Consider the following 19864-nt stretch of genomic DNA (forward strand, 5'->3'; position numbering starts at 1 on the left):
CATGGCGCTGCGTAGTCTTGAGATGAAGACGGAGAATGAAAGTGACTGACGTCGAAACATTGCTCGCCCGATTGCGCGATGCGCCGCTCGATTCCCGGCTTGATGGTCTCGACGCGAGGGTGATGGCGGAGATCGCCGGTATCCAAACGGCGCCAAGTCTCGGCGCGACGGCTTTTGGCCTTGCTTCGGTAATGGCGTTGGTCGTCGGGATTGCCGGCGCTGCCGTTCCTGCATCACCGGCTGATGCCACTCCGATCTCGCCGTTCGATGCCAATCAGGCGCTCGCGCCTTCGACCTTGCTCGGAGCGCAATGATGCACAACCGCCGCCGCCTCGTTCTGCTGGTCCTGCTGACTTTCGCTGTGGCAATCGCGGGGGTGGTGATCGGCCGTGTTTTCGTGGTGCCTGACCGTCCCGTTGAGACGGAACTCCATGAGCTGTTGCATCGCGATCTGAAGCTCGATGACGCGCAACGCGCCCGTCTCGACGTCATTGAGAATAACTATGCCATTCGCCGACAGGCGCTGGAGTCCCAGTTGCGCGCGGATAATGCGCGGTTGGCCGAGGCGATCGAGGCCGAGCATGGCTATGGCCCGAAGGTCGCCGCCGCCGTCGATCGTTCGCACCAGTCTATGGGCGAATTGCAGAAAGAGACGTTGCAGCACATCTTTGCGATGCGCGCCGTTCTCAGGCCCGATCAGACGTCGAGGTTCGACGCCGCAGTCGTGAAAGCGCTCACGGCAAAGAAGCAGTGACCCTTGCATTCCCCGGCTGCTCGGACGGGGAGCTTGCAGCTCTGGCGTTGGCGGGCCGGCAAGCAGCGTTTGCCGAGTTGGTGCGACGGCATCAGTCCTGGGTTTATCGCCTCGCATATAGTCATGTGCGGGACGCGGACGAGGCTGTAGATCTCGCTCAAGCGAGCTTCGTTGCCGCCTTTGCAGCATTGCGCCGTTACGACACCGCGCGCTCCTTCCGTGCCTGGCTTTCGCGCATTGTGATAAACAAATGCCGTGACTGGCACCGGCGTCGCGCCGTTAGAAGGATGTTTGCTTTCGCGCTGCCGATCGGGGAAGCGCACGATGTCGCGGATGAAACGCCGTGGCCCGATCACGCAATCGGTGCGAAAGCAGAACTTGCGCGCACAATGGAAGCGATTGCTACGTTGCCGGCCACGCTCAAGGAGGTCTTGATCCTGCGGACGATAGAAGAGCGATCGGAAGCGGAGACGGCCGAAATCCTGGGCATCAGTCAAAAGGCCATCGAGACCCGGCTTTACCGCGCCAGGACGCGCCTCGCGGAAATTTTGAAAGAAATCTGAGGGGGCGGCGGTCTCGCTGCGTATTCGAAATAACCCCCTCGAATTTAAGTAGAGCCGCCATCAATGAATACAATTCTGGACCGCCGTCAGTTCATGCGTGGCGCCGCAGTCGCCAGCGGCAGCCTGGCACTGGCGCAATGGTTTCCTGCTTGGGCACAGACTGCCTCCGAGGGGCTGCGCCCAACGCTTCCCACGCTCTCCGGCGAAGACATCACGCTCACTATAGCTCGTCAGTCGATGACGATCGATGGTCGCCCGTTCCGCGCCATCGGGATCAACGGAACGGTGCCAGCGCCACTGCTGCGTCTCCGCGAAGGGCAGCGGGTTCGGCTCAACGTCGTCAACCAGCTCGAACAGGACAGCTCAATCCACTGGCACGGATTGCTCGTGCCAGCGAAGGACGACGGCGTGCCGGGCGTTTCATTCCCCGGCATCAAGCCGGGATCGAACTATCTCTATGACTTCCCTGTCATGCAGAGCGGCACCTATTGGTATCACAGCCATTCGGGTCTTCAGGAACAGGAAGGGCATTACGGGCCCATCATCATCGACCCGGCCGGGACCGATCCGATTGCCTATAACCGCGAGCATGTGATCGTGCTGGCCGATCATAGCCCGCTCAGCCCCGAAGCGATTTTTCGTCGTCTCAAGGTCGACCCCGGCCATTTCAACTTTCAGCGGCAGACCCTGGCGGGGCTGTTTTCGGGACGCGATCAGGCGCTCAATGAACGCCTCGATTGGGGCCAGATGCGGATGGACCCCACCGACATCTCTGATGTGACTGGATCGACCTATACCTATCTCGTCAACGGCCATGGCCCCTTCGACAACTGGACCGCGCTGTTCACGCCGGGCGAGCGGGTTCGTCTGCGTTTCATCAACGCTTCGGCGATGACCACCTTTAACTGCCGCATTCCCGGCCTGAAGCTCTCCATCGTGCAGGCCGATGGGCAGAATGTCATGCCCGTGGAGGTCGACGAGTTCCAGATTGGGGTTGCCGAAACCTACGATGTCATCGTCACGCCGGCCGAAGACAAGGCGTTTACGATCGTGGGCGAGGCGATCGACCGCTCGGGCATGGCGCGCGCCACGCTGGCTCCGCGCGTTGGCATGACCGCCGAAGTGCCGCCGCTGCGCCCCCGGCCGGTGGCAACCATGAAGGATATGGGCATGGATATGTCCTCCATGCCTGGCATGGAAAGCATGGACATGACTGGCGGCGGCGCGCGTGGCGTTGACCCGAGCGCCGAGCAGAACGCTTCGGGACGCCTCAGTGCTGCGGTTATCGCCGCCGCGCCCTCCGCCATGGATCACGGTGCGATGTCGGGGATGGATCACTCGTCCATGGCCGGAATGGACCATTCTGGCATGGCCGGCGGCATGGCGGGCATGGACCATGGCGCTGGCGGGCATGAGATGGGCGCAATGAATATGCGCGACTTCTCGGCCGCGCCACAAGTCGATCGCAACCCCGGCGTTCAGACCATATCCCCGATGCCTGTCGATCGCACAGGTGAGCCGGGCCAGGGGCTGGAAGATGTCGGCCACAAGGTGCTGGTCTATCGCGATCTCATGGCGCTGGAGAGAAACCCCGACGTCCGGGCACCCAGCCGCAGCATCGACATCCATCTCACCGGCAACATGGAGCGCTTCATGTGGTCGTTCGACGGAAAGAAGATGTCCGATGTGCATGAGCCGATCCCCTTTACCGAGGGCGAGCGGGTGCGCGTCAATCTCATCAACGACACGATGATGGGTCATCCGATCCACATTCACGGCCACTTTTTCGAGTTGGTCACCGGCCATGGCGATCACTCGCCCAGGAAACATACGGTCATTGTCCAGCCCGGCGGCAAGGTGAGTTGGGATTTCACCGCCAATGCGGTCGGCGATTGGGCCTTCCACTGTCACCTGCTCTACCACATGCACGCGGGTATGATGCGTATCGTAAGCGTCCGCCCGCGGGGAGGCGTGCAATGATCCGGCATCTCCCGATGATCGTCAGCATGACGGCATTCATGGCGACCACGCCCGCCATCGCGCAGGATCATTCGATGCACGGCATGCAGACGCCGGGCGCGCAATCGTCACAGCCTGAGAAGCCCAAACAGGACGCGCCACAAGCTGACCAGCCAGTGCCGGCACGGGACGACATGCCGGGCATGGATCATTTCAGTCATGATACTGCCGCGTCACCGGCGCCCCAGAGCGCAGATACGCGAACCATGGAGGACATGTCTGACATGGAAGGCATGGACCATTCCGGGCATAACATGAGCGGCGCATCCGGCATGCAGATGGTCGGAACCGCGTTGCCGGTCGGCAATACACCGCCGCCGCCGGCCCCGACTGACCATTATGCCGATCGCGATTTTCCGGCAGCGGAGATGGCGCAGGCCCGTTCCGCCATGATGAAGGAGCCGACCTTCAGCCAATTGCTGCTCAACATCTTCGAATACCAGGCCAACAAGGGGCACGACGGATACCGCTGGGAAGGCGAAGGCTGGTATGGCGGTGACATCAATCGCCTGTGGATCAAAAGCGAAGGCGAAGGCGAATTTGGGCGCGGCATCGACACGGCCGAGGTCCAGGCGCTCTATAGCCATGCCATCGATCCTTATTTCAATCTTCAGGGCGGTGTCCGGCAGGACTTTGGACGCGGTCCCGATCGCACATATGCGACCATCGGCTTCGAGGGGCTGGCTCCCGGATACTTCGAGGTGGAAGGCGCATTATTCCTCTCCACAAAGGGCGATCTGCTCGGCCGGGTCGAAGGCTATTACGATCAGCGCATTACACAACGTCTCGTCTTTCAACCGAGTGTAGAACTGAATTTCTCGGCGCAGAATGTGCCGGAAAACGACATCGGTTCGGGATTGGTCAACTTCGAGCTGGGCGGCAGGCTGCGTTACGAGATCAGTCGCCAGTTCGCGCCCTATGTCGGTATTTCCTATCTTCAAAAGACTGGGGGCACCGCACGGCTTGCCCGCCTTGCAGGCGAAGATGTTCACGCGACCAGTTTCGTGACCGGTGTTCGCTTCTGGTTCTAGATGCGGGGTCGAGCAACTTGCTTGCGAACGCCGGCGCCAGCACTTTCGTGTCCGCTATGCGCAGCAATTAAAGTCTTCTGGCTCAATCAGTCATAGGATGTGGTTGCCGCCCTCCTGGATGGCGTCGTTTTACCCATCTGCCGTTCCGTCCTGCCGCAAGGTGACGATCCAGCCGGTCAGCCCAGCTGGACCGCATCGTTCCTTGCTAGCAGCTCCTTCTCTCCGGTTTCCGGCACCGTCGTCTCGCGGCGGCCACAGCGAGCGTTGCGTCGGCAGCACGAACAGTGTGAGCAGCATCACCGAGAACCTGTCAGATTTTCTTCACATTTGACGGGCTTCGGCAATTTCATCCTGCCAACGTAACCTGCGGAAAGCGAAAATCATCTGGCAGTTCAGCAGGAACTCGCCGCCGCGAAAACTCGCCGGTTTTCTTTGCCGGCCGGTGAACAAGGACGGTTGGCGGCGGCAGGGTTGCTATCAGCTTGTCTGCCCAAATCACGGCCAGTTCGCGACGCCGTTCCAGATAGGCAGCCCGGTTGTATGCTCCTTCGACCTTTTCCTTGGGAACATGCGCCAGCATCAGGTCGATGATTTGCCGGTCATGCTTCTTGCCGTTCCGCTCCGCCCACTCGTTCATAATCGTCGAGAACGCCGCACGAAATCCATGCGGAACGTGATGCCCATGATAGCCCGCCCGGTTGAGCAGATAGCCGATCGCGTTCTCGCTCATAGGCCGATGACCGTGGCGATTGCTGGGGAACAGCAAGGCGCCGCTGCCGGTTAAAGGCCATAGCGCGCGCAGCACTTCGACGCTTTGGCGAGCCAGAGGAACAAGATGATCGCCGCCGATCTCGTTCTTGCGCTCAACGTCGCCTTTCATCCGGGCGGCCGGGATACGCCATAGCGGCTCTGCGTCATTCAGGTTCTCGAACTCCTCCCAACGCGCACCCCGGATTTCGTTAGGCCGCACCGCCGTCAACGCCAGCAACCGAAGTGCAAGACGGGTGATTGGGCGAGCATAATCCTCTTCGGCATCGTTTATCATCTGCCGCAAACGTCCAAGATCGGTGATGGCCGGTTGGCGTCCTTTGCGGAGCGGTTTCAATACCGCGCCCAGCTTCTCGGCGGGGTCTTTTTCGGCAATGCCCTTGGCGATGGCATGAACGAACACGGCGGAGATACGCTGCCGAACCCGCTTGGCGGTTTCAATCGCGCCCCGGTCCTCAATGCTTTTCAGCGCCTCAAGGATTTTGGGAGCGGTCAATTCCGAGATCGGCAGATCGCCGATCAGCGGAAACACGTCCCGTTCCAGGCTACGCAGAACATCGTCGGCATGGATTGCTGCCCATTGTGCTTTTGCGTTCTCATGCCACTCGCGCGCCACGCGCTCGAAGGTATTACGACCTGCTTCGAGATTGGCTTCGATCCGCAGCTTCTTGACCACGGACGGGTCTTTCCCCTCATCGAGCAAGGCACGGGCATCATCACGCTTGGCACGAGCGTTCACAAGGCTGACCATCGGGTAGATGCCGAAGGCCATCGTCTTTTGCTTACCGTCGTAGGCGTAGTTCCATTTCCAGAGCTTCGAGCCGTTGGGCTTCACCAGAAGGTAGAGCCGATGGCTATCAGTCAGCTTGTATGCCTTGTCGCGCGCCTTGGCTGCGCGGATTTTTGCGTCGCTCAACATTGTCATCTCCGAGACCACGTTTTTCCGGTGCCGGGACCACGAATCAGAACCACGCCATGAGTGGAGGCGTGCGGACGACTGTGGCCGACCTGATCCGCTAAACGTCAGATTTCAGAGGAAAAACGTCAATCCGGGTGGACTTCTGTGGACCCCTATGGAGGGGGTCCTGGCGGAGCGGGAGGGATTCGAACCCTCGATACGGTTTTGCCGTATACTCACTTTCCAGGCGAGCGCCTTCGACCACTCGGCCACCGCTCCGCATGCTCTGGAAGCGTCGCCCCTAATGGGTCGGGGCGGCGTGCGCAAGATGTGTCGTCCAGGCTTTCAACCCCGGGCTTCCAACCGATGCGCCGGCATGACACGATACGGGGATGAAACAGTCCACGTCCCTCGCCGCCATCGCTCTGGCCGTTGCCAGCCTCGCCGCCGCGCCCGCGCCGGCCGCTGCCGCCTCCCCTGCCCCCACGCCGTCCCAGATCGTCGCCTCGGCGCCCGCCGCCGACTGGACGGATGTTCCGGCCGAGAACCTCCTGCTGCTCGACCTCGCGGGCGGCGGCCGCGTGGCGATCGAGCTTGCGCCCGATTTCGCCCCCATCCATGTCGCCAATATCCGCAAGCTCGCTCGGGCCGGCTGGTTCGACGGCACCTCGATCAACCGCGTGCAGGACAATTATGTGGCGCAATGGGGCGACGCCACGGAGCGCAAGGCGCTGCCCGCCGGCATCGTCGCCCAGCCACCGGCCGAATATGAGCGCCCCGCCGAGAGATCGGGCTTCGCCGCGCTTCCCTATCGCGATGCCTATGCCGCCAAGGTGGGCCATGCCGACGGCTGGCCGGCCGCGAGCGAGGGCCGGGACGCCTGGCTGGTCCATTGCTACGGCATGGTCGGCGTCGGCCGGGACATGAGCCCCGATACCGGCACGGGAGCCGAGCTTTATGCGGTGATCGGCCATGCTCCCCGGCATCTCGATCGCAACATCGCCGTCGCCGGTCGCGTGCTGGAGGGGATCGAGCATCTTTCCGCCCTGCCGCGCGGCACCGATGCGCTAGGCTTCTACGCCCGGCCGGATCAGCGCCTGCCGATCGCCACCGTCCTCCTTGCGGCGGATCTGCCGTCGGCCGATCGGCCCGCTTATCAGGTGCTGCGGCAGGGATCGCCGAGCTTCGCCGCCTGGGTTCACGCCCGCGCCAACCGCAAGGATGATTTCTTCATCCGGCCGGCCGGCGGGGCGGACATCTGCAACCTCCAGCCGCCCGTCCGCCGCAAGCCCTGAGGCGGGCGGACAGGCGCCCGGTTATTGCTGCGGCGGCCGGGGCGCCGAACGCGGCTTCAGGCTGGGCGCGCGGCCCGACGCGCGAGGCTGCGAGGCTTGCGGGCGCGCGGGCGGCTGCGAAGCCTGCGGGCGGGGCTGCTGAGGCACCGCGCCCCACACGCCCTTGCCCTGCTGCGCGTCGCGGCGTTCCCGCCAGTCGCCACGCCCAGGGCGGCCATCGCCGGGGCGCCCCGGCCTGTCCGGACGCCCCGCGCCATTACCCGGCCGATCCGGCCTGCCCGCGCCATCGCCCGGGCGATCCGGCCGTCCATGCCAGCCGCCACCGGGACGGCCGGGCCCGCCGGGCCTGTCCGGCCGGCCGGCATGCTGGCGCCGCTGTTCCCAGTAACGGCGCTGGCTGTCGCTCCAGCGGTGGCGCTTGCCGCCGCGGTCATACACGTAATAGCCGTTGCCCGGATAATAGAAGCCGTCATACCAGCCATAGCCGACGCCGCCATAATAGCCGCCGGGATAATCGTCGTAATAACCGCCGGGATAGCCGTAGCCGGTATTATAGCCGTAACCGTAATCGTCATAGGCGCACGCACCGAGCGCCAGCCCGGCCGTGGCGACCAGGCCGATCATGGCCAGACGTTTGCGAACAATGCTCATGATGCGCACTCCGGGATCGGAATAATCCTTATCTGCCCGATAATAACGCACAAGGCGATTGAATGGCCCGTGAACCGGATCGAAGGTCGCGGTTAATCCTTCCACGCCCAGTAAAGCTGGGCCGGGGGAATATTCACCCATTCCATTGCATGATCGATCCGCTCGAAATGCGGGGCGATGAAGTCATGCACCTTGGGGCTGAACTGATAGACGAGGAAGGCCCCGCCCGGCCGCAGCGCGGCCGCCGTTTCCCCGGCGATGCGCGGCGCGATGCCGGCCGGCAGCGTGGAGAAGGGCAGGCCCGACAGCACGTAATCGGCATGCGCGAAGCCGCGTTCGGCCAGGATCGCCCGCACGTCCGCCGCCGATCCGTTGACCGGCACGAAGCGGGAATCGGTGATCCGCGCGCCCAGATAATCGATGAAGTCGGGGTTGGTGTCGATCGCGATCAGCGTCGCATCGGGCGCCATCCGTTCCAGGATATGGCCGCAGAAGGTGCCCACGCCCGGCCCATATTCCACGAAGACCTTGGTATTCTTCCAGTCCACCCGGGCCAGCATCTTGTCGATCAGCCGCCTGGACGACGGGATGATCGATCCCACCATCACCGGATGCTTGAGGAAGCCGAGGAAGAAAATTCCCAGCGGGCCGAGATTGGCGGGGTGCAGGCGGCGCTTGCGGGCACGCGCCAGCGCGGTTTCGCCGGGAGAGACAGTCATGCGGACTCCAACAGGCCGACACAGGAAGAGTTCCGTTCGCAAATGCCGGGCGGAAAGGCAAGCGCCGCCCTTCCCTGCTGCGACGGAACGGGTCTACAGCGCCATAATGAACATGTTCCCGCCCGGCGCCATCGCCGTCATCTTCGTCAACCGCCGCACCGGGGCGGACGAGGCCGGATATCAGGCGGCCGCCGCCGCGATGGAGGCCGAAGCCGTCCGCCAGCCCGGCTATCTGGGCATTCACAGCGTCCGCGCCGCCGATGGCGAGGGAATCACCATAAGCTATTGGACGCACGAGGAAGCCGCCGCCCGCTGGCGCGCCCATGCCGGCCACAGCAAGGTCCGCGAACAGGGCCGCGCCGACTGGTATGATCATTACCATCTGATCGTCGCCGGGATCATCCGCGACCATCGATGGGAGCGCGGCGCGCAGGACAGGTAGCACCCGAAAGCCACCGCGGGCCGGACGACGGCGCCCCGCCCGGCCGAAACCGGAGCGGGGTCAAAAAGAAGGGGGAGACGGACGCTCCCCCGCCTCCTCAGCCGTCACCTTTCTCCCCGCGCGGTTTCAGCATGCCCGGCGAGACGAAGCCGATCGGCTGAAGCGCCAGCGCGTCCTGTTTGATCTTCGCGGCGATCTGTTCATATTCGCGCTCGATCTCGGGCGTCACGGTCGCCCGCGTCTCCTTCAACGCCTGCTCGAAATGCGCGGCGGTCACCGCCTTGTTGTCCAGGGATTCGCGCAGCGCGAACAGGCCCGCGCGGCGCACCAGATCCTCGAGGTCCGCGCCGGTGAAGCGATCGGTGCGCTTCGCCAGATCGTCGAGGTCCACGTCCGCCGCCAGCGGCATCCGGGCGGTGTGAATGTCCAGGATGCGCCGCCGCCCGCCGGCATCGGGCACGGAGACATAGACCAGTTCGTCGAACCGGCCCGGCCGCAGCAGGGCGGGATCGATCAGATTGGGCCGGTTGGTCGCACCGATCACCACCACGGATTGCAGCTCCTCCAGCCCGTCCATCTCGGAAAGGATGGTGTTCACCACGCGCTCCGTCACCTGCGGCTCGCCCAGCCCGCCGCCGCGTGCTGGCACCAGGCTGTCCAGCTCGTCGATGAAGATCACGGTCGGCGCCACCTGCCGCGCGCGGGCGAACAGGCGGGCGATCTGCTGCTCGCTCTCGCCATACCATTTGGACAGCAGGTCGCTGGATTTGGTGGCGATGAAATTCGCCTCCGCCTCGCGCGCCACCGCCTTGGCCAGCAGCGTCTTGCCCGTCCCCGGCGGGCCGTAGAGCAGGAAGCCCTTGGCCGGGCGGATGCCCATGCGGCGGAAGGCGTCCGGGTTCTTGAGCGGCATCTCCACGCCTTCGCGCAGCCGCTCGCGCGCGTCGTCCAGCCCGCCCACATCGTCCCAGCGGACATTGGGCTTCTGCACCATCACCTCGCGCATGGCCGATGGCTGGACGCGCTTGATCGCCTCCTGGAAATCCTCGCGCGTCACCGAAAGGGTGTCGAGCACCTCGGGCGGGATCGTCCGCTCCTCTAGGTTGAGCTTCGGCATGATCCGGCGCACCGCCTCGATCGCCGCCTCGCGCGCCAGCGCCGCCATGTCGGCGCCGACAAAGCCGTAGGTCTGGCGGGCCAGCTCGTCGAGGTCGACGCGATCGCCCAGCGGCATGCCGCGGGTGTGGATGCCCAATATCTCGCGCCGGCCGCGCTCGTCCGGCACGCCGATCACGATCTCGCGGTCGAACCGGCCCGGCCGGCGCAGCGCCTCGTCGATCGCCTCGGGCCGGTTGGTGGCCGCGATGATGACCGTGTTCTGGCGCGCCTCCAGCCCGTCCATCAGCGTCAGCAACTGGGCGACAAGGCGCTTCTCCGCCTCGCCCTGCACCTGCCCGCGCTTGGGCGCGATCGAATCGATCTCGTCGATGAAGATGATCGAGGGGGAGGATTTGGCCGCCTCCTCGAATATCTCGCGCAGGCGCTTCTCGCTCTCGCCATAGGCCGATCCCATGATCTCCGGCCCGTTGATCAGGAAGAAGCTGGCGTCGCTTTCGTTCGCGACCGCACGGGCCAGCCGGGTCTTGCCGGTTCCGGGCGGGCCGTGCAGCAGCACGCCCTTGGGCGGATCGACGCCGAGGCGCTGGAACAGCTCGGGATAGCGCAGCGGCAGCTCCACCATCTCGCGCACCTGATCGATCGTCGATCCCAGCCCGCCGATATCGTCATAGGTAACGTCGGCGCGGCGATTCTCGCCCAGCACGGCCTGATGTTCGGCGCGCAGCTCCACCTCGGTCTCGGCGTCGATATGGACGATGCCCTTGGCCGGCACGGTGGAAACCACCACCAGCCGGATCTCCTGAAGCGCGAAGGCGGGCGCGTTCAGCATCTGGCGAAGCTGCGGCGGCATGTTGGACTGGTCGATCCGCTGCTGGCCGGCGGTGGCGACGATGTCGCCCGCGCTCAGCGGCCGCATGCCGAAGCTGCGCTTCAGCGCCTCGCCCGATCCCTGCAACCTCAGATTCTCCTGCGCGGGCGCGAACACCACGCGCTGCGCCGGCTTCGATTCCGCCTTGCGCACCTCCACGAAATCGCCCGATCCGACGCCCGCATTCACGCGCTGCAGGCCATCGAGGCGCAGGATCTCCAGCCCCTCATCCTCCGGGTAGGGCAGCACGGCGCGGGCCGCGGTGCTGCGCTTGCCCACGATCTCCACCACGTCGCCCTCGGCCAGCCCCAGCGCCCCCAGCGTCGCGCGGGACATCCGCGCAAGGCCGCGTCCGCTGTCGTCGGGGCGGGCATTGGCGACCTGGAGCTTGCGGTTGTTGTCGGGGGTGCCGGGATTGTCCTCGTCAGCCATGGATCTGCCTATCTGTGTCCGCTCGAACGAAACAGATAAGCCCTCGGCGCGTGATTTCGATCCGGTCCAGCAACAAAAAATTCGGAAGGTCGCGATGCCGCGCGGCGGAGGCCCCGCCTCGCGCGGACAAAAAAAGGGCCGATCCCGAAGGACCGGCCTTGAAAGTTTTTAGGAGAGGATGCCTGAAAGGCCCGTCCCTTGTGCATTGCAGCGGTAATTTGTGCAAGTGCGAAAAGATTGCCCCTGCTTGCAAAATGTGCAATCAGGAATCGTGCTTTTGGCGGATGCAGAGCCTTTCGGCTGGTGCATGTTCCGATTGCAGTGCACAATAACCCGGCTTGTCTGGAGGCAGGATTGCGCCGATTGCCACCGCTCACCGCTGTCGAGGCCTTCGTGCAGGTCGCACGCCTGGGCTCGGTCAAGGCTGCGGCGGAGGAACTGGCCTTGTCGTCGCCCGCGCTCAGCCGGCGGGTGCAGGCGATGGAGCGCTTCGTCGGGCGCAACCTCTTCGAACGGCGGCACCAGGCTATGCTGCTCAACACCGATGGGGAAATCCTGCTCGCCCGGCTCGCCCCCGCGCTCGAATCGCTGGCCGAAGCGATCGAGATGACGACGGGCGAAGCCGAACTGCTCCGCCTGCACCTGGCCGTGCTGCCGCTCTTCGCCTCGCAGCGGCTGATGCAGCGCCTGCCGGAACTCCGCACCCGCCACCCGGAACTGCACATCGATATCGATACCGGCGCGCACGGCCTGTCGCGTCTCGGCGAGGGGGTGGATGCGGCGATCGTGCTGGCCCGCGATGTCGATCCCGGCCTCTATTCGCGCCGGCTCGATCGCAACAAGGTGGTGGCGATCGGCGCCCAGCGGATGCAGGAGGGCCGCTCCGCCATCCGCGCGCCGGACGATCTGCGGCGGATGACGATCTTCCTCCACCGCGACATGCCCGAAACCTACAATAGCTGGCGCGAGGCGATCGGCCGCCCGGATCTGGAGCCGGCCGCCGTCGACCATTTCGATTCCGGGCACCTGATGCTCGATGCCGCAGCGCAGGGGCTGGGCGTGGCCTTCATGCTCGACAGCCATCTCCACGACGCGCACGATCCGCGCCTGGTGGAAATCTTCGGCGATGTCGTGGTGGACAGCCAGTATAGCTACTGGTTCGCCTGCCGGCGCTCGGCCCTGTCCCGCCGGCCGGTGCGCATCTTCCACGACTGGCTGTTCGAAGCCATCGCGCGGGATTGAGGCAGCCCGAAACGAAAGGCGCCCCGCCGGCCAGCGGCCGGGCGGGGCGCCTTCTGGTCAAAGGTCAGGCGATCAGGCGTCGGCCGCGATCTTCGCCTTCAGGATCTTGCCGGGGGTGCGCGGCGGCTCGCCCTTGGGGAGCGCGTCGACATATTCCATGCCCTCGGTCACCACGCCCCACACGGTATATTGGCCATCGAGGAAGGTGGCGTCGTCGAAGCAGATGAAGAACTGGCTGTTCGCGCTGTTCGGGTTCTGCGCGCGGGCCATGGAGGCGACGCCGCGCACGTGCGGCTCGCGGCTGAATTCGGCCTTGAGGCCGGGCTTCTTGGAACCGCCCATGCCGGTGCCCGTGGGATCGCCGCCCTGCGCCATGAAGCCGTCGATCACGCGGTGGAAGACCACGCCGTCATAGAAGCCCTCGCGGGTCAGCTCCTTGATCCGCTCGACATGGCCGGGCGCGAGATCGGGGCGGAGCTGGATGACGACGTCGCCGCCGCTGTCGAGGGACAGGATCAGGGTGTTTTCGGGATCGGCCATGATGGTCTCCTGGAAATAGGTGCGGGTTAACTAGGCGGCGTCGGCCACATCCGCCAGCCCATATTCGGCGGCGATCAGCTCGTAGCTGCGCCGCCGGGCGGGGTGATCGGACATGATGTTGACGAGCATGATCTCGTCCGCGCCATATTCCGCGGCCACGCCGTCGATCAGGCCACGCACCTCGGCCGGCGTGCCCAGCAGGGTGCGCCGCTGGCGCCGCTGGCTATCGGGATTCCCGGCGAGCCAGGCGAGCGCCTTCTCCATTGGCGGCACCGGGATCAGCTCGCCACGGAACAGATGGGCGAACATCATCGCCGCCGGCGCCGCCAGCGCCTGCGCCTCCTCGCTCGTGGGCGCCGCGATCGCCCAGCTCGCCGCCATCACATAGGGCCGTTCCAGCCAGCGCGAGGGCCGGAAGTTCCGGCGATACTGCTCCGCCATCTCGGCGCCCGCGGGGTTGATGAAGTCGGCGAAGCAATAAGGCAGGCCCGTCTCCGCCGCCCAGATCGCCGAATCCATCGACGATCCCAGAAGCCACGGATCGGGCGACCCCTGCGTGCCCGAAGGCAGCGTCGCCACCAGCGGGGCGAAGGCATGGTCGGCCGGCATGGTATCGCCCAGATAGGCGAGCAGCTCCGCCAGGTTCTGCGGGAAATCGTCCGAGGGGATGCGCCGCGAACGATCGCGCTGGAGGGCGTAGGCCGTGCGCCCGTCCGTCCCCGGCGCGCGGCCGAGGCCAAGGTCGATCCGCCCCGGCGCCAGCGCGCCCAGCATGCGGAAGGTCTCGGCGATCTTGAAGGGCGAGAAGTGCGGCAGCATGATCCCGCCCGATCCCACGCGGATGCGCGCCGTCGCCAGCGCCACCGGCCCGATCAGCGCCTCGGGCGCGACGCCGGCAATGCCGGGGGAGGCGTGATGCTCCGCCAGCCAATATCGGTGATAGCCCAGCCTGTCGGCGGTTCGCGCCAGGTCCAGCGTGTTGGCGAGCGCGTCTGCGGACGTAGTCCCTTCGGCGACGGGGGACTGGTCGAGAACGGACAGGCGATAATTTCGGGTCATGGCCTTGCATATGGGCATTGCGTTGCGGGTTGAAACCCTTGGATGGCGGGTCTAGCCCGAATCCATGTCCACGGCCGCCGCGTCCGCCTCCGCACCGCCTGCCCCGGCCTCGCCCGCCCTGCCTTCCCCGGCAAAGCGGCTGGCGATCACCATCACGGTGATGGCCGGCACGCTGATGCAGGTGCTCGATTCCACCATCGCCAACGTCGCGTTGCCGCACATGCAGGCTTCGCTGGGCGCCACGCAGGAATCGATCGCCTGGGTGCTCACCTCCTACATCATCGCGGTCGCCATCGCGACGCCGGTCACCGGCTGGATGGAATCGCGCTTCGGCCGGCGGGAACTGTTCGTGGCCTCGGTGGTCGGCTTCACCCTCGCCTCCGCCGCGTGCGGGCTGGCCCCCACGCTCGAAACCATGGTCGCGGCCCGCGTGCTCCAGGGCGTGTTCGGCGCCTTCATCGGCCCGCTCACCCAGGCGATCATGCTGGACAGCTATCCCCGCGAAAAGCATGCCCAGGCGCTCACCATCTGGGGCATGGGCGTGATGATCGCGCCGATCATGGGGCCGGTGCTGGGCGGCTGGCTCACCGATCAGTGGAACTGGCGCTGGGTGTTCTTCATCAACGTGCCCTTCGGCATCGTCACCACCATCGCAAGCTGGCTGCTGCTGTCCTCCAGCCGGCTGGAAAAGACCCGGCTCGACATCACCGGCTTCATCCTGATCTCGCTGTTCCTGGTCGGCCTCCAGCTCGTGCTGGATCGCGGCACCCATCTCGACTGGTTCGATTCCCGCGAGATCGTGATTGAGGCGGCGCTCGCGGTCGCGGCGCTGTGGATGTATGCGATCCACAGCGCGACGACGGCGCGGCCGCTGATCCCGCTCGCCCTGTTCCGCGATCGCAACTTCCTGATCGCCAACCTGTTCATGTTCGTCGCCAGCGGCGTCAGCATCGCCGGCTCCGCGCTCACCGCGCCGATGCTGCAGACGCTGCTCGGCTACGACGCCTATGGCGCCGGCATCCTCGTCGCCCCGCGCGGGCTGGCGATGATGGTGTCGATGCTCGCCACCAGCTTCGTCACCAAATATGTCGACGGCCGGGTGGTGATCGCCATCGGCCTCGTCCTCGTCGCCGTATCGCAGATGATGATGAGCGGCTTCGATCTGGAGATGGGATCGCGGCCGATCATCTTCGCGGCGCTGATCCAGGGCCTCGGCCTCGGCATGTTCGTCCTGCCGCTGAACCTGCTCGCCTTCGCCACGCTCGCCCCCTATCTGCGCACCGAAGGGGCCGCGCTCTACAGCCTGTCGCGCAACATGGGCTCGTCGATCGCCATCTCGATCCTGTCCGCGCTGCTCGCCCGCAACACCCAGGTCAGCCATTCGGATCTCGCCGCCCATGTCAGCGCCTCCAGCCTCCCCTTCCTGACGCCCGGCACGCTGGAACGGTTCGGCCAGCAGGGCCACGACATTCTCCGCATGGTCGATGCGGAGGTGAACCGGCAGGCGCTGATGATCGCCTATATCGACGATTACTGGCTGATGGGCTGGGCGGTCGCGGTGCTGCTGCCCTTCGTCGTGCTGATGCGCGGCGTCGGCCGCAAGGCGGGCGATCCGCCTCCGCCGATGATGGAATAGCCCTCCATCCCAAAATCGCGTCCGGGGTGGCTGACATCGGCGGCGCCCCGGCCTAGAAGGCGGCCCGAATCCAGCACGCGCCAAGGTGGGGACCGATGAGCGAAACCGAATTCGATCCCGCGCACGGCGAACCCGTTGCCGAAACCAATCTCGACGAGGACGATCGGCTGAAGCCCGAATTCGTCGCCAGCGTCATCGCCCATGTCGAGGCGGGCGACGACGAAGGCGCGCGCGCGCTGGTCGCCCCCCTCCACCCCGCCGACATCGCCGACCTGTTCGAGCTGGTGCCCGGCGAGATGCGCCGCCCGCTCGCCGCCGCCATCGCCGATCGGCTCGACGGCGACGTGCTGTCGGAAATGAACGAATGGGTGCGCGACGAGCTGATCGAGGCGCTCGCCCCGCACGAGGTGGCGGAAATCGCCACCCAGCTCGATACGGACGACGCCGTCGCCATCATCGAGGAACTGGACGACGACGAGCAGCGCGCCGTGCTGCGCGCGATGGAGCCGGACGATCGCGCCGCGATCGAGGAAGCGCTGTCCTACCCGGAGGAATCCGCCGGCCGCCTGATGCAGCGCGATCTGATCGCGGTGCCAGAACATTGGACGGTGGGCGACGTCCTCGACTATCTTCGTTCGAACGAGGATCTCACCACCGATTTCTGGGAAATCTTCGTGGTGGACGGCCGCCATCACCCGGTCGGCACCTGCAATCTGAGCTGGATCCTCCGCACGCCGCGCGCGATCGCCATCGCCGATGTGATGAAGCGCGAGCAGACGCTGATCCCGGTGGACATGGATCAGGAAGAAGTGGCGCTCCGCTTCCAGAAATATGCGCTGATCTCGGCCGCCGTGGTCGATCAGGCCGGGCGCCTGGTCGGCATGATCACGGTCGACGACATCGTCCACATCATCCAGGAAGAGGCGGGCGAGGATATCCTCAAGCTCTCCGGCGCCGGCGACGGCGACATCAACGAGCCGGTGAAGGACAGCTACAAGGCCCGCGTCCGCTGGCTGCTCGCCAATCTGCTGACGGCGCTCGTCGCATCCACCATCATCGGGGTTTTCGAAGGCACGATCGCGAAGATGGTGGCGCTGGCCACGCTGATGCCGATCGTCGCCGGCGTCGGCGGCAATGCCGGCACGCAGACGATGGCCGTCACGGTGCGCGCGCTGGCCACGAACCAGCTCACCCAATCGAACACGGTGCGCGCCATCGTCCGCGAAATCCGCATCGCGCTGCTGAACGGGGCCACCGTGGCGGCGGTGATCGGCACCGGCGTGGCGCTGGTGTTCGGCAATGCCGGGCTCGGTGCCGTGATCGCGGCCGCCATGATGACCAACATCGTCATCGCCGGCCTTGCCGGCGTGCTCGTCCCCGTCACGCTCGACAGGATGGACGTCGACCCCGCCGTATCCTCCTCCATCTTCGTCACGATGATTACCGATTCGATGGGATTCCTCGCCTTCCTCGGCCTCGCCACCGCCACCGGCCTTGCGGGCTGAGGCACGCTCCCCACATCAGGCCGGCCGCCGGATGGCGGCATGCGTTCAGGTAAGAGGCCCGTGACACTCCACCTCACCAAGGTTGCCGTCGGCTGCTCCAGCCTCGAAATCCTGCAGGACCGCATCGCCGCGAACGCGGTGGACGGCACCGCCGCGATACGCACGCGCTACCGCCCCACCCGCGCGGCCGAGATGGCCGGCGGCTCGCTCTACTGGATCATCGCCCACCGGCTGGTCGCGCGGCAGGCGATATTGGGCTTCGAGGAAGCCGAGGGCGGCCGCTGCATCATCCGGGTCGATGCCCGCCTCGTCCCCGTCCGCGCCCGGCCCAAGCGCGCGCATCAGGGCTGGCGCTACCTCGACGGCAAGGATGCGCCCGAGGATTTCGACAGCGACGACGCCGATCTTTCCGCCATGCCCAAGGCGATGGTGGACGAGCTTTCGGCGCTGGCCCTGATCTGAATCAGCGCCCGCCCGCCGTCTCCTTCGCGAGGCGGGCGTCCAGCACCGCCTCATATTTGTCGGCATAGGCCCGGCAGGCCGCCGGATCGATGAAGGGATTGGGTTCGGCTCCCTGCGCCAGCCGGGCGATCTTCCCATCACCGCCCGAATGATCGGGATGCGCCGTCAGCAATATGTCGCACTTCATCGCCCGCACCGTGGCGAAGCTGCGGCGGAAGGCGGCAACCGTCGCCCGGTGGGCCGGATCGGAAAAGCGATAGCCGTCGGCCGAAACCGGGTTCAGGCTCGATCCGAACAGGATGTCGGCGCATCGCGCGCCCTCGCAACTCCGCCAGGCCCAGCTCATGCTGCCGGCGGTGTGGCCCGGCGTCGCCCGCGCGGTGATCGTCGTGCCGCCCAGCCTGATCCGCTCGCCATCGCGCACCCCGCGCAGCTTCGCCACCGGCGGGAAGGCCGCCAGCGTGCCCGCCTGCGGATCGTCTGGCCCGCTCTCGCCCCGCCGCAACAGCGCCGCCGCCGGCACGCTGGCGATCACCGTGGCGCCGCTGTCGCGCGCCAGCGCCGCGAGGCCGCCGGCATGGTCGTAATGCGGCTCCGTGCTCAGGATCAGCCTGACATCCTTCACGTCGAAACCCAGCCGGCGGATATTCTCCTCGATCGCCGGCACGCCCTGCGGCAGCGCGCCGTCGATCAGGATCAGCCCGGCTTCGGTGCGGACCAGCGCCACGGTCATGCCGGCGAAGCCCACCAGATAGGTGTCGCCGAAGATGCGCGCCGGCGCCTGCGGCCGCAGCCAGCGCGCGGCATAATCGGATGCGATCGGCCGCAGCAGCGGATCGTCCGCCGCGGATGCCGAAGGCGCCACGACCACCGGCAGCGCCGCCAGCAAGCCCATCCATGCCTTCACCCGCACCTCCCGCCTGTCCCGCTCTCCGGCAGAGGGATATCGGCCCCGTCCCGAAAAGCCACCCCGGACCGTGGCGATTTCGGCCCGGCCAGTCTAGGAACGCTCCATGTCCGCCCTTCGCCACCCCACCCGCCCGCCCATCGGCCGCGACACGCGCCTGTGCATGTCGCTCTCCGCCCGGCCCAGCAATTTCGGCTCCCGCTTCCACAACAGCCTCTACGATCAGCTCGGCCTGGACTATGTCTACAAGTCCTTCTCGACGAAGGATCTTCCCGGCGCGATCGGCGGCATCAGGGCGCTCGGCATCCGCGGCTGCGCCATCTCCATGCCCTTCAAGGAAGCCGTCATCCCGCTGCTCGACGGGCTCGAGGGGTCGGCCCGCGCGATCGACAGCGTGAACACGATCGTGAACGATGACGGCCGGCTCACCGGCTACAACACCGATTACAGCGCGGTTCGCGCCCTCCTCGCCCAGACCGGCATCGGCCGCGACACCCGCTTCATCCTGCGCGGCAGCGGCGGCATGGCCAAGGCGGTCGCCGCCGCGCTGCGCGACGAGGGTGTCGAACGCGGCCTGATCGTCGCCCGCAACGCGGATGCCGGGCCGGCGCTGGCGGCCACATATGGCTATGACTGGGCGGCCGACCTTCCCGACATCGCGGATACCCCGCCGCTCCTCATCAACGTCACCCCGATCGGCATGGCCGGCGGCGACGAGGATGCCCTGCCCTTTCCCGAAGCGATGGTCGCCGCCGCCGATATCGCCTTCGATGTCGTCGCCTTCCCCGTGGAAACCCGCTTCCTCGCGCTGGCGCAAGGGCTGGGCAAGCGGCGCATCACCGGCGCCGAAGTGGCCGTCCTCCAGGCGCTGGAGCAGTTCGTGCTCTATACCGGCGTCACGCCCGATGCCGGGCAGATCCGCATCGCCGCCGAGGCGGCGCGCGCGGCCTGACG

19 protein-coding genes and 1 tRNA gene are annotated in these 19864 nt (G+C 66.0%); 12 read left to right on the plus strand and 8 right to left on the minus strand.

Going from position 1 to position 19864, the window contains the following annotated elements; translation table 11 throughout:
- Positions 1-35 precede the first annotated feature (35 nt).
- From CV103_RS07890 to CV103_RS07910, 5 genes are all read left to right on the plus strand, one after another.
- Entirely contained in the window at positions 36-314 is a 279-nt protein-coding gene (locus CV103_RS07890) for a hypothetical protein (RefSeq protein ID WP_245896724.1), read from the plus strand.
- A complete protein-coding gene (locus tag CV103_RS07895) occupies positions 314-754 on the plus strand; it encodes a periplasmic heavy metal sensor (RefSeq protein WP_107394643.1) in 441 nt (146 codons plus the stop codon). The genes CV103_RS07890 and CV103_RS07895 overlap by 1 nt, the downstream gene beginning before the upstream one ends.
- Positions 751-1317, plus strand: coding sequence for an RNA polymerase sigma factor (locus tag CV103_RS07900; protein WP_107394568.1), 567 nt, complete (start codon positions 751-753; stop codon positions 1315-1317). Before CV103_RS07895 ends, CV103_RS07900 begins: the two co-directional genes overlap by 4 nt.
- Positions 1318-1380: 63 nt before the next feature.
- Positions 1381-3297: a copper resistance system multicopper oxidase gene (locus CV103_RS07905; RefSeq protein ID WP_107394569.1), complete on the plus strand. Its 1917-nt coding sequence runs from the start codon at positions 1381-1383 to the stop codon at positions 3295-3297.
- Positions 3294-4367, plus strand: coding sequence for a copper resistance protein B (locus CV103_RS07910; RefSeq protein ID WP_107394570.1), 1074 nt, complete (start codon positions 3294-3296; stop codon positions 4365-4367). The genes CV103_RS07905 and CV103_RS07910 overlap by 4 nt, the downstream gene beginning before the upstream one ends.
- A 346-nt stretch (positions 4368-4713) precedes the next feature.
- On the opposite strand, the gene CV103_RS07915 is transcribed toward CV103_RS07910, so the two are convergent.
- Positions 4714-6054, minus strand: a complete 1341-nt coding sequence (locus CV103_RS07915; RefSeq protein WP_107394571.1) for a tyrosine-type recombinase/integrase — start codon at positions 6052-6054, stop codon at positions 4714-4716.
- 167 nt (positions 6055-6221) lie between these two features.
- Positions 6222-6312 (minus strand) — tRNA-Ser (locus CV103_RS07920).
- 113 nt (positions 6313-6425) lie between these two features.
- Here CV103_RS07920 and CV103_RS07925 point away from each other — a divergent pair.
- The gene (locus CV103_RS07925; protein WP_107394572.1) at positions 6426-7328 is read left to right on the plus strand and encodes a peptidylprolyl isomerase; all 903 of its coding nucleotides are present in this window, start codon (positions 6426-6428) and stop codon (positions 7326-7328) included.
- Between the two features lie 21 nt (positions 7329-7349).
- Here the strand turns inward: CV103_RS07925 and CV103_RS07930 are convergent, their stop codons facing one another.
- The gene (locus tag CV103_RS07930; RefSeq protein WP_107394644.1) at positions 7350-7979 is read right to left on the minus strand and encodes a hypothetical protein; all 630 of its coding nucleotides are present in this window, start codon (positions 7977-7979) and stop codon (positions 7350-7352) included.
- A gap of 92 nt (positions 7980-8071) precedes the next feature.
- A complete protein-coding gene (locus CV103_RS07935; RefSeq protein ID WP_211314372.1) occupies positions 8072-8698 on the minus strand; it encodes a class I SAM-dependent methyltransferase in 627 nt (208 codons plus the stop codon).
- 106 nt (positions 8699-8804) lie between these two features.
- Here CV103_RS07935 and CV103_RS07940 point away from each other — a divergent pair, with 106 nt between their 5' ends.
- Positions 8805-9140 (plus strand): antibiotic biosynthesis monooxygenase family protein, encoded by a 336-nt coding sequence (locus CV103_RS07940; protein WP_107394573.1) that lies wholly within the window; start codon positions 8805-8807, stop codon positions 9138-9140.
- Between the two features lie 97 nt (positions 9141-9237).
- Here the strand turns inward: CV103_RS07940 and CV103_RS07945 are convergent, their stop codons facing one another.
- Positions 9238-11559: a CDC48 family AAA ATPase gene (locus tag CV103_RS07945; protein WP_107394574.1), complete on the minus strand. Its 2322-nt coding sequence runs from the start codon at positions 11557-11559 to the stop codon at positions 9238-9240.
- 354 nt (positions 11560-11913) lie between these two features.
- Here CV103_RS07945 and CV103_RS07950 point away from each other — a divergent pair, with 354 nt between their 5' ends.
- A complete protein-coding gene (locus tag CV103_RS07950; protein WP_211314373.1) occupies positions 11914-12801 on the plus strand; it encodes a LysR substrate-binding domain-containing protein in 888 nt (295 codons plus the stop codon).
- A 72-nt stretch (positions 12802-12873) separates the two neighbouring features.
- On the opposite strand, the gene CV103_RS07955 is transcribed toward CV103_RS07950, so the two are convergent.
- Together CV103_RS07955 and CV103_RS07960 are read right to left on the minus strand one after the other, a co-directional pair.
- Positions 12874-13341 (minus strand): peptidylprolyl isomerase, encoded by a 468-nt coding sequence (locus tag CV103_RS07955; RefSeq protein ID WP_107394576.1) that lies wholly within the window; start codon positions 13339-13341, stop codon positions 12874-12876.
- Positions 13342-13371: 30 nt separating this feature from the next.
- Positions 13372-14400, minus strand: a complete 1029-nt coding sequence (locus CV103_RS07960; protein WP_015459624.1) for an LLM class flavin-dependent oxidoreductase — start codon at positions 14398-14400, stop codon at positions 13372-13374.
- A 64-nt stretch (positions 14401-14464) separates the two neighbouring features.
- Between CV103_RS07960 and CV103_RS07965 the strand changes: the two genes are divergently transcribed.
- The 3 genes from CV103_RS07965 to CV103_RS07975 all read left to right on the plus strand — a co-directional run bounded on the left by CV103_RS07965 (position 14465) and on the right by CV103_RS07975 (position 18003).
- Positions 14465-16036, plus strand: a complete 1572-nt coding sequence (locus tag CV103_RS07965) for a DHA2 family efflux MFS transporter permease subunit (protein WP_107394577.1) — start codon at positions 14465-14467, stop codon at positions 16034-16036.
- Positions 16037-16131: 95 nt separating this feature from the next.
- Positions 16132-17541 (plus strand): magnesium transporter, encoded by a 1410-nt coding sequence (gene mgtE, locus CV103_RS07970; protein WP_107394578.1) that lies wholly within the window; start codon positions 16132-16134, stop codon positions 17539-17541.
- A 39-nt stretch (positions 17542-17580) separates the two neighbouring features.
- Positions 17581-18003, plus strand: a complete 423-nt coding sequence (locus CV103_RS07975; protein WP_084652946.1) for a DUF1489 domain-containing protein — start codon at positions 17581-17583, stop codon at positions 18001-18003.
- Position 18004: 1 nt separating this feature from the next.
- On the opposite strand, the gene bla is transcribed toward CV103_RS07975, so the two are convergent.
- Positions 18005-18910 (minus strand): subclass B3 metallo-beta-lactamase, encoded by a 906-nt coding sequence (gene bla / locus CV103_RS07980; RefSeq protein WP_107394579.1) that lies wholly within the window; start codon positions 18908-18910, stop codon positions 18005-18007.
- A gap of 106 nt (positions 18911-19016) precedes the next feature.
- Between bla and CV103_RS07985 the strand changes: the two genes are divergently transcribed.
- Positions 19017-19862, plus strand: a complete 846-nt coding sequence (locus tag CV103_RS07985) for a shikimate 5-dehydrogenase (RefSeq protein WP_107394580.1) — start codon at positions 19017-19019, stop codon at positions 19860-19862.
- Positions 19863-19864: the final 2 nt, after the last annotated feature.

The organism is Edaphosphingomonas fennica, from assembly GCF_003034225.1.
Classification (GTDB): Bacteria; Pseudomonadota; Alphaproteobacteria; order Sphingomonadales; family Sphingomonadaceae; genus Sphingomonas_E; species Sphingomonas_E fennica.